Here is a 6,000-nt window from a genome sequence, read left to right on the forward strand (position 1 = left end):
ATCCCCGGCGAGGAAGAGCCGCCCGCGGCGGCACTGCCGGGAAAGGCTGCACTGCGGCGGCACCCGGGCGGACCATGCGGGACGCGGAACAGTGCATGCGCGGGCCCGCGTATTGGGCGCGGCCGGAAGGTGACCACCAGGGTGCACGGTCCCTCGCCAAGCCGCTGTCGAGGCGGGTCTCCCGGTAGACCCGGGCCGTGGTGTCGTCGGCGGAGCGGACCCTTTCCCGTACCAGGTGGGAGAGGCGGCGGGCCGAAGGCATGCGGCGCATCACCACGAGCGGTTCGGGCGCCTGCGCGTCGGGGCTTTGGACCTCACCCAGACCTAGATAGACGTCTGGGGCGAAGCGGCGGTTGAGATCGACTTCGCGTTCGCACGGCCCGGCGGGCCGTCACCGTCGTGTAGTCCAGGAAACCCAGATCCACCGGCTTCTTGAGCTTGTAGGCGCGGTCGCCGACGAAGAACACGACTGCGGTGTGGGTCTCGCACACCTCCGCGCGCGGCACCGGCTCGCCGCCGTGCCGGTCACTGGACCGGAGCACGGACGCGTCGGCCCGAGGCACCGATCCCACTGACCTCCCGCGGAGGCCGGGCTCAGTCATGAGGAACGACGGCGACGGGGCAGCGCCCGTGATGAATGGCCGCCTGCGCCACGGGACCCAGGTGGGGCGCCAGCCCCGGACGGTGTCCGCGTCGGCCGACGACGAGCAGCGTGGCGCCTTCGGCAGCCCGTACGACCGCCTTGGCAGGGCTTTCGAGACGGATGCCGTCGGCCACGTCCACCTGCGGGTACTTCTCGCGCCAGGGGCGGAGCGCCTTGCCCAGCTCCTTCAGCGCGTCCCGCGTGATCTCCTCGGTGACGTTGTGGTCCACGCCCCAGGGAACGCGTGCGTGGAGTGGCACGCTTCGGCCGTGGATGGCTTGGAGGGGAACGCCTCTGGCGGCAGCGGTGTGGAAGGCGAAGTCGAGCAGGTCGTCGGACGAACCGTGCAGTTTCAGGGCCACGACCACGCGGTCTGCGGATGCCGGGGCTGCCCCTTCCCCACCGCTTTGGGCGCGGACCAGTACCACCGGCCGCTCCGCCCGTGCCACGACCGGCATGCTCACGTCGCCAAGGAAGTAACTCTCGACGGTCTCCAGCCCCCGCGAACCGAGCACGAGCGTGTCGGACTCCGACGCCGCCTGGAGCAGGGCGCTCTGGGCATCGTCGGCGACCAGGTTCCCGACGATGGACAGGCCCGGGTGACGTGCCTGGAGTTCTGCCTGCGCGGTGTGGACGAGACGCTTCGCCCAGTAGTTCTGATCGACTTCGGAGGGGACGCGGGTCGGTTCCGGTGCCAGCAGTGGCCAGGCGTGCAGCAGGCGGAGGGTGAGCTTGCGCTTCTCGGCCTCGTCGGCGGCCCAGCGGGCAGCGGCAAGGCTCTCCGGTGAGCCGTCCAGGCCCACGGTGACGACTTGTTGCATGGCGGCGTCCTCCGTCTCGTACGAAGCTGGAAATGACGGGTGGATGACGGTGAACGAGTCCGACGGTGTGGATGGTCCGGACATCGCCGGCACGCCGGGCGCGGCGGGTTCTCTCATTCGAGGACTACCGCAATCCCCTCCGCAGCGCATGCGGACCGGAGGAGGGGGGCCGGATGCGGGATCCGGCCGAGAGGAGATAGGTGCCCGTGACGATTCCGGTGGTGGTCGGCGTCGACGGGTCCGTGGCGAGCCTGGAGGCGGTTGACTGGGCCGCCGACGAAGCCGCCCGGCACGGCGTGCCGCTCCACCTCCTGCACGCTGCGGCGCGGGACGACGAGGCGTCCGACGTGATCGACTCCGCTTCGGAACGTGTCAGGGCGTGTGCTCCCGCGGTGCGGCTGTCGAGCCAGGTACTGCGCGAGGACGCCACCGCCGCCCTGGTCGACAAGGGGCGCAACGCCTTCGCGCTGGTGCTCGGCTCCAGGGGGCTCGGTGACCTCGCCGGGATGCTCCTGGGCTCGGTCAGCCTGGCCGTGGCGGCACGAGCGGACTGCCCCGTCGTCGTGGTGCGCGGCGCGGCAGAGCACCGGGATGGCCGGTTCGGGAACGTCGTCGTCGGCGTCGAGGAGGGAGAGGGCAGCGGCACGGCCGTGCAGTTCGCGTTCCGCGAGGCGGATGTGCGGCACTGCCGGTTGGTGGCGGTGCACGCCTGGAGCGCACCGTTCGGTGCTTTCACTACACCTAAGGCCCCGTCGTGGTACGCCCTGGAGGCCCACCGGCGTCCGCCGGCGCAGGTGCTGGACGACGCCCTACGGGAGGCGACGGAGCAGTACCGCGACGCCTCGGTGAGCCGACGGGTGATCGAGGGACCGGCACGCCAGGCCCTGTTGGAGGCGGCCTCCGAGGCGGACTTGCTGGTCGTCGGTGCCCGCAAACGACAGGGGCATGTGGGTCTGCAACTGGGATTGATCAACCATGCGGTACTGCATCACGCGCCATGTCCGATCGCAGTTGTACCCCAGGTATGACAGTGACCTGCGGAGACGGAACATGTCGACGGTGGCCCCGATGGGGCCGGAAGCCGTCCCCATCGGGGACTCTCGGCCCTGTGACCGGAGCCCGGTGCCGTTCCATGGTGGGACAAGTGGTGGAGGAACGGCCGGCGACATGCTGGAGGCCGAGTCATGAGTGCACAGAATTCGCCGCAGGCGTCAGGTCCGCTCCCGCCGCGCCAGGAGCATGCGTCGCAGAGGGCGAACCCTCTGCGACGTACGTCCGACAGGTTCGAAGCCTGGTTCCGCCGCGTCCTGCTGCTCGTTCTGGTCCTGGGCCTGCCGGTGGCCGCGGTCAGCGCGGGGCAGGCAACCTACGAGTCCTCGATGCGCACGGCGCACGTCCAGGCCGCGGAACGGCAGAAGGTCACCGCCCGGCTGATGTCGCACGCCAAGGGTGACACCGAAGCGGTGAAGCAACCGGCCCAGGTTCGCTGGACGGACAGGAACGGCACGGTGCGGACGGGCATCGCCCTCGTGCAGTCCGGCACGCCCAAGGGGGCCACGGTGTCGGTGTGGGTGGCCCGGGGCGGGACCGTCACCGGTCCGCCGATGACCGAGCTCCAGGCCACGACCGACGGCTGGTTCATGGGCGGCGCGGCGGCGATCGGCGTGATCGCCGGGTTCTACGCGACACGGGCAACCGTGCGCCTGGTGCTGGACCGGAGCAGGTATGCGCGGTGGGACACCGAGTGGGGGCTGGTGGAGCCCCTGTGGTCCGCACGCTTCCGCCGGTGACGGCGGGAGATCCGAACGGGAGCCGACGAGGTGACACCGATGACGGATGCCACGACCACCGATCTGTACGAAGTGACGATGGCCATGTCCTATCTGCGGGAGGGGATGACCGGCCCCGCGACGTTCAGCCTCTTCGTCCGTGACCTGCCTCCTGAGCGGGGCTTCCTGGTCGCCGCGGGGCTGGAGTCCGCGCTGGACTACCTGTCGGGCTTCCAGGTCGGCGCCGACGACGTCGACGCCTTCGCCGCGGTGCTGCGGCGGTCGCCACGCGACCTTCACCCTCTGCTCGGCCTGGAGTTCACCGGCCGGGTGCGCGCGGTGCCGGAGGGACGGATCGTGCTCGCGGGAGAGCCCCTGCTGGAGGTGACCGCGCCTCTTCCGCAGGCACAGCTGGTCGAGACGTACGTGCTCAACCAGCTCAGCCACCAGACCACCATCGCCTCGAAGGCCGCTCGCTGCGTCCTCGCGGCGGCCGGGCGTCCGGTCGTGGACTTCTCCCTGCGGCGAACCCATGGCCCGCAGTCCGGGTTCCAGGCAGCCCGTGTCGGTGCGATGGTGGGATTCGCCGGGACCAGCAACGTGGCCGCTGCCACGGCCTTCGGCATTCCCGCCGTCGGTACGATGGCCCACTCCTTCGTCGAGGCGTTCGCCTCGGAGGAGGAGGCGTTCCGCGCCTTCGCGCGATCCCACCCCGGACCCGTGACCTTCCTGGTGGACACCTACGACACCGAAGCGGGCGTCCGCGTCGCGGCGCGTGTCCTGCGCGACCTCGACGGCTCGGCTCGAGGGGCGGGCTCGGCCGTACGGCTGGACAGCGGCGACCTACGGGACCTGGCGGCGCGGACCCGGTTCCTTCTCGACGCCGAGGGCCTGACGGACGTACGGATCGTCGCCAGTGGCGGTCTCGACGAGTACGCCGTGGACGACCTGGTGCGCTCGGGGGCACCGATCGACACGTACGCCGTCGGCACCCGCGTCGGGGTCTCGGCCGACGCGCCGTATCTGGACTCCGCGTACAAGATGGTGGAGTACGAGGGACGGCCGGTGATGAAGCTGTCGTCGGCGAAAGTGACGGCACCCGGCCCCAAGCAGGTGTTCCGCTGCCCCGGATACGCCGACGTGATCGGTCTGGCCGACGAGCAGCCCCCCGACGGTGGTAGGCCGTTGCTGGAGACGGTGATGCGGGGCGGGCAGCGCACCGGCACCAGGCCCACGCTCGACGAGTGCCGGGAGAGATTTGCGGCGGACCTGGGCGGGCTGCCGTCGGCAGCCCGACGGATCCGTGCGCCGGTCGCGCCTCGGGCGACGGCCTCCGAGCGGCTGAACGCACTCGCCGCCCGAGTCCGGCGCCGCGTCGAGGAACAGACGGCGGCGGCTTCCGCACGGTCCTCGGTCCCGGAACGAACCGTGTCCGGACCGCATGGGTCCGTATCGAGGTGAGGAGGAAAGCGATGCCGCACACGGCGGAGTGGAAGGTTCGACTCCACCTCTTCGAGGACGACGACGGAACCACGAAGGCACATGTGGTGCTGGAGACCGGCACCACGGCGCTCTCCGGCCACGGGACCGCGCATTGCCATCCGGCGGATGCCAACGTGCCCGAGATCGGGGACGAACTGGCGGCGGGCCGGGCCATGGAGGACCTCGCCCAGCAGCTGCTGAACATCGCCGAGCGCGACATCGAGGGCGTGGGGGTGCCGCGGGCCGGCACTCGACAGGTCACCGGATGGCCCACGTGACCGACGGTCGGCACAGCAAGTCAAGGAGGATCAGCCATGACACATCCCGTACGACACAGCAGAGGTGGGCTCTCGGCGGCCCTTCATGAGCTGGACGATCTCCGTACCCGGATGGATCAGCTCATGCACGCTGTCTTTCCCGTCGCCGGTTACCCCGAGTTCGGCACGGCCGAGCCGTGGGCGCCGCTGGCCGACGTCGTGGACACCGAGGACGCCTACCTGGTGGAACTGGAGCTCCCCGGGGTGGACAAGGACCAGATCACCGTGGAGGTCGCCGAGGGCGAGCTCGACATCCACGGTGAGGTCAAGGAGAAGGAACACACCGGGGTGGTCCGCAGGCACACCCGCCGCATGGGGCAGTTCGACTACCGCACGACTCTGCCGCCGAACTCCGACACCGAGCACATCAGCGCGGACCTGACGAGCGGAGTTCTCACGCTGCGCGTCCCGAAAACCGAGACGGGGAAGGCGCACCGCATCGAGATCACCGGCTGAGGCAGGGAGGGGCCGTCCGCAGGGCCACGCACCGGGTTCGGCCGGCGAGTGCCTGTTCCCTCCGGGCGAGGCCGCCGTCGGGCGCGCGCGGCCACCGTCTCTTGTGTCACCCGGCCGCCGGCGCCGACGGCTCCCTCAGGGGGCAGTGGTGGGGAACCGCCGGGCGTCGTCGGTCCGGTACGCGAGGTGCTCGGACACCGAGACCACCCCGTCGACGCTCCGGCAGAGTCGCTCGATGACGGGGATCAGACTGCTGAACTCGACCGAGCCGCTGAGGTCGACTCGCCCGTCGTGCACCTCGACCGTCACCTCGGAGGGAGCCAGTCTCATTGTGCGTCGCAGCACGTCCTCGGTGAGCTCGTCGCGGATGGCGTCGTCACGGCGCAGGAAGATCCGCAGCAGGTCGCCACGGCTGACGATGCCCAGGAGCCGGTCCGTCTCGTCCACGACGGGCAGCCGTTTGACGTGCTGGGCCTCCATCAGGCGGGCGGCCTCCACCACGCTCCACTCGG

Annotated in this window: 7 protein-coding genes and 1 pseudogene; 5 read left to right on the plus strand and 3 right to left on the minus strand. The window is 70.7% G+C overall.

Going from position 1 to position 6,000, the window contains the following annotated elements; genetic code table 11:
- Positions 1–222: 222 nt before the first annotated feature.
- Positions 223–491 (minus strand): annotated as a pseudogene (locus tag ACIHCM_RS36780) (gluconate kinase); the annotation flags it as partial.
- A gap of 103 nt (positions 492–594) precedes the next feature.
- Complete coding sequence (locus tag ACIHCM_RS36785; RefSeq protein ID WP_399906182.1) at positions 595–1,464, minus strand: universal stress protein; 870 nt, start codon at positions 1,462–1,464, stop codon at positions 595–597.
- A 206-nt stretch (positions 1,465–1,670) separates the two neighbouring features.
- On the opposite strand from ACIHCM_RS36785, the gene ACIHCM_RS36790 reads away from it, so the two are divergent.
- The 5 genes from ACIHCM_RS36790 to ACIHCM_RS36810 all read left to right on the plus strand — a co-directional run bounded on the left by ACIHCM_RS36790 (position 1,671) and on the right by ACIHCM_RS36810 (position 5,488).
- Positions 1,671–2,492, plus strand: coding sequence for a universal stress protein (locus ACIHCM_RS36790; RefSeq protein WP_399906185.1), 822 nt, complete (start codon positions 1,671–1,673; stop codon positions 2,490–2,492).
- 156 nt (positions 2,493–2,648) lie between these two features.
- Complete coding sequence (locus ACIHCM_RS36795) at positions 2,649–3,254, plus strand: hypothetical protein (RefSeq protein WP_399906188.1); 606 nt, start codon at positions 2,649–2,651, stop codon at positions 3,252–3,254.
- 39 nt (positions 3,255–3,293) lie between these two features.
- The gene (locus ACIHCM_RS36800; RefSeq protein ID WP_399906191.1) at positions 3,294–4,694 is read left to right on the plus strand and encodes a nicotinate phosphoribosyltransferase; all 1,401 of its coding nucleotides are present in this window, start codon (positions 3,294–3,296) and stop codon (positions 4,692–4,694) included.
- 11 nt (positions 4,695–4,705) lie between these two features.
- Positions 4,706–4,993, plus strand: a complete 288-nt coding sequence (locus tag ACIHCM_RS36805) for a DUF1876 domain-containing protein (protein ID WP_399906194.1) — start codon at positions 4,706–4,708, stop codon at positions 4,991–4,993.
- A gap of 36 nt (positions 4,994–5,029) precedes the next feature.
- On the plus strand, positions 5,030–5,488 hold the full coding sequence (locus ACIHCM_RS36810) for an Hsp20/alpha crystallin family protein (protein WP_399906198.1): 459 nt from the start codon (positions 5,030–5,032) through the stop codon (positions 5,486–5,488).
- 135 nt (positions 5,489–5,623) lie between these two features.
- Here the strand turns inward: ACIHCM_RS36810 and ACIHCM_RS36815 are convergent.
- A partial coding sequence (locus ACIHCM_RS36815; protein ID WP_399906201.1) for a CBS domain-containing protein occupies positions 5,624–6,000 on the minus strand: 377 nt, incomplete at its 5' end.

The sequence above is a fragment of the Streptomyces sp. NPDC052023 genome (assembly GCF_044548465.1).
Lineage (GTDB): Bacteria > Actinomycetota > Actinomycetes > Streptomycetales > Streptomycetaceae > Streptomyces.